This window comes from Halomonas sp. 707B3 (assembly GCF_024158645.1).
In the GTDB taxonomy this organism is placed as follows: Bacteria; Pseudomonadota; Gammaproteobacteria; order Pseudomonadales; family Halomonadaceae; genus Vreelandella; species Vreelandella lionensis.
In genome coordinates, this window is record NZ_JAMZBE010000247.1 from 1 (window position 1) to 2,742 (window position 2,742).

The 2,742-nt window shown below is 41.6% G+C and carries 4 protein-coding genes; all 4 read right to left on the minus strand.

Features of this window, described 5'->3' with window-relative positions; translation table 11 throughout:
* Window positions 1-61: 61 nt before the first annotated feature.
* The 4 genes from BIS10_RS18195 to BIS10_RS18210 all read right to left on the minus strand — a co-directional run bounded on the left by BIS10_RS18195 (window position 62) and on the right by BIS10_RS18210 (window position 2,579).
* The gene (locus tag BIS10_RS18195) at window positions 62-793 is read right to left on the minus strand and encodes a restriction endonuclease (RefSeq protein ID WP_253507508.1); all 732 of its coding nucleotides are present in this window, start codon (window positions 791-793) and stop codon (window positions 62-64) included.
* Between the two features lie 96 nt (window positions 794-889).
* Window positions 890-1,246, minus strand: a complete 357-nt coding sequence (locus BIS10_RS18200; RefSeq protein WP_253507512.1) for a hypothetical protein — start codon at window positions 1,244-1,246, stop codon at window positions 890-892.
* Between the two features lie 96 nt (window positions 1,247-1,342).
* Entirely contained in the window at window positions 1,343-1,855 is a 513-nt protein-coding gene (locus tag BIS10_RS18205) for a hypothetical protein (RefSeq protein ID WP_207953619.1), read from the minus strand.
* Window positions 1,856-1,859: 4 nt separating this feature from the next.
* Window positions 1,860-2,579 carry a DUF5343 domain-containing protein gene (locus BIS10_RS18210; RefSeq protein WP_253507515.1) on the minus strand — a complete coding sequence of 240 codons (720 nt, stop codon included), beginning with the start codon at window positions 2,577-2,579 and terminating at the stop codon, window positions 1,860-1,862.
* Window positions 2,580-2,742 lie beyond the last annotated feature (163 nt).

Here is a 2,742-nt window from a genome sequence, read left to right on the forward strand (position 1 = left end):
ACGAGGCCAACTTTATCGCCATGATCTACCTGATTGGCAGCCCGGTGGGCCGCCTATTCGATCAGGCCAAATCCACGTGAAGTGACGAAGAACCAAAATCTGAAACTGTTCTTATTCTAGTAACAAGGTCAAATCTATTAATCCCATCATCAGTGCGTTGCTGATTTTGCCAGCCGGTTAGATCCAAATCGAATAGGTATTTTAATATTTCGGTGCATTTCTTCTCATAATCTGACCACCCTTTCTTGCCACCGGGTATACTTTTTAATTCTGTGCATAAACATAGCTTACTCGAAACAAAACCAATAAACCCCTCTGATTTTGGCCTATCAATCGGTTCTGAGGACTTAATTTTGTTCAGCTTATTTTCTTTCGAAGAAGACTCGCCATCATCTTCAAGTAAGGATGATAGCTTTTCAGATAGTTCTATTGACCCTAACGCCATATTAAACAAATCAGATCTGGAGATAACTACAATCCCCAACTTCTCTAACTCTTCAATATACTCAGGTCTAACATTGCTAGAGACAACCAATATTCCATTAGGTATATCAATTATATCCATTAACCTGAGAAGTTGTTTGGTTGCTTTTTTGAGAAGAGATGTGTTTTGAGAGCTTTGACGATAAAACTTAACTTCTACCACATACCTTTTGTTTTGAAGGATTGCTGAGAAATCTAATTCCGCCATACCTCTATCAGTTCGGTACATCCTATTCTCATCATCAATTTTAAATCCCTGATGACGGAAAATATCTTTTACCAAAGCTTCAAACTCAAAAAACTCTCTCATTCTCTATGTATCCTTAACACATGACGACCGCAGCATGCGCGGCTTTGAAATGGATGCGAAACCGCAGTGTAAAAGACGTCGCCATGCCTGCGGTTGTTATGTTTTCTTACGCTTCATTTTTATTCCGTCGATTCCGATTTCGACATACTCCCAGTCGGAGAACAGGCTAATAGCAATCGATCCCCCAACCGCCACTATCAAAGCCACGATGGTTGATGTTGCTACACCAGCCGACGGTGCAAATGCTGCGACTGCTCCCGCGCCAACTGGGCCAGTTGTAACCACCAGAGGAATTGCGGCGATAATCCCTCCTACCGCTGCAGGCCCCCAGGATTTTGCCAGCTTTACAGCCTTTAGCTTTTTAACCAGAGCATCGTTATGTGTGACTATCTCGTGAGCATCAGACGTCATTGCCGCTTTTAATTCACTGATACTGGAAACTTCTTTGATCATCTTCTTGACTCTCCGATAGAAACATAGTGCCCGCAACAGAGGAAAATTACTCGCTGACGCTCCCAATTTTCCCGGCTGCTTTTCTTTTTAGGCTTTTCACTTTAACCCCGCTAAATAGACTAACTCTTGAACCACAACTCTGATTTCTGGATTTATTTTATCAATGTCGTTTCTGACCGCATTGAATCTTCGGCTATGCGCTGATTTATCACCAATATCTTTTAATTTTGGAAGTGCCTGCCGCGCATTCCGACTTAGGTTCCATGACGACTCAGATAGCGTTTTAGAAATTAGGTCAGAGAGATAAAAAAAATCACCGGCTTGATTCTTGATATTCTGAGCTATATTTTTATATTCAAATGATTCAATAATTAGTGTTTCTACTAGTCTTCTTATCATCACTGCACAAGAGTCGTACCAACCATTTGTGTATGTTCCATTTATTTGGTGAGTAATACGCTCCAAGTACCCTCGGGTTCCTCTGATAAGTGTGAATGGTATGACTGGCTGACCTATAGCCTCCAACCCTCCCTCTGGGGGTAATAATGTATCTTCACAGTCTTTTTCGATAGCTGTGATTAGACTTTTGATATCATTGGATGAAATCATAGTATTACTTATTAAAATCCTTTAAATGCTTCGCCATACTTTCAAATATTTTGTCTATCTGCTCTGCGGATGACTCGGGCGATATGTGTAGCTGTACGTTAATATGAAGTTCTGGAGTATTGTTCAGAACTGTTGGAACAGTTTGAGTTTGAGTATGAGCTGGAACCGTAGGAGGTTGGGTGGCAGGATTTTCTTCGACAAACTCAAGTTCCGGCTTTTCGGTCACTTTTGCTTGTTTTTTATTATCTTTCGGTGATGACTTTTTTGTGCCTTCTTTCTTCGCTACAGCCACATCGGCTTCTTTTGGGTCAGCCTTCAATAACAGGATGTAGAAACGGGCAAACATTTTTGCTGCTGGCTCACCACATCGTGCATGACTCATAAACCAATTTGTCACCTGTTGCAGGTCTGAATCAGCTGAATGAAATAAGTCCTTTAATTCCTGTGGATAATATTCTTCTATCAGGGCTTCACATACGGTCTTGTATTTATGATCATCTCTCCAGTCGTATGCCCGATCGGTAGGCTTACCATCTTCATCAATTATTCCAATTTTCTTAAAGGGCCCAATCAGGTTTGATCTCGCCGACGCTTCTCCCATGGAGAGAGCCGTTGCCAAATAAGTAGGAGTGACTATAGCTGGCACTTTCCTTTTGAACAGATCTCTAAGTTTCCACCAGCTACTACCAGCTATCTTTGGAAACGATGCATCTCCATTTGCCATATTATTTTTCTCCTAGTTATTAAAATATATCTGAACTGAGCCTAACAGTGATTATACGAAAAGCTATATCCTGAATCCGTGAGACCGGCCCCCGGAAGCACTTCTAACCCACTGACCTGCATGGCAATATAGCCATTATCGCCATTCACCCAGACAGTGCCAT

What these genes read in the sequence shown, in the direction of transcription:
- BIS10_RS18195 (WP_253507508.1), bottom strand. Translation starts at nt 793, where the DNA reads ATGAGAGAGTTTTTTGAGTTTGAAGCTTTGGTAAAAGATATTTTCCGT.
- BIS10_RS18200 (WP_253507512.1), bottom strand. Translation starts at nt 1,246, where the DNA reads ATGATCAAAGAAGTTTCCAGTATCAGTGAATTAAAAGCGGCAATGACG.
- BIS10_RS18205 (WP_207953619.1), bottom strand. Translation starts at nt 1,855, where the DNA reads ATGATTTCATCCAATGATATCAAAAGTCTAATCACAGCTATCGAAAAA.
- BIS10_RS18210 (WP_253507515.1), bottom strand. Translation starts at nt 2,579, where the DNA reads ATGGCAAATGGAGATGCATCGTTTCCAAAGATAGCTGGTAGTAGCTGG.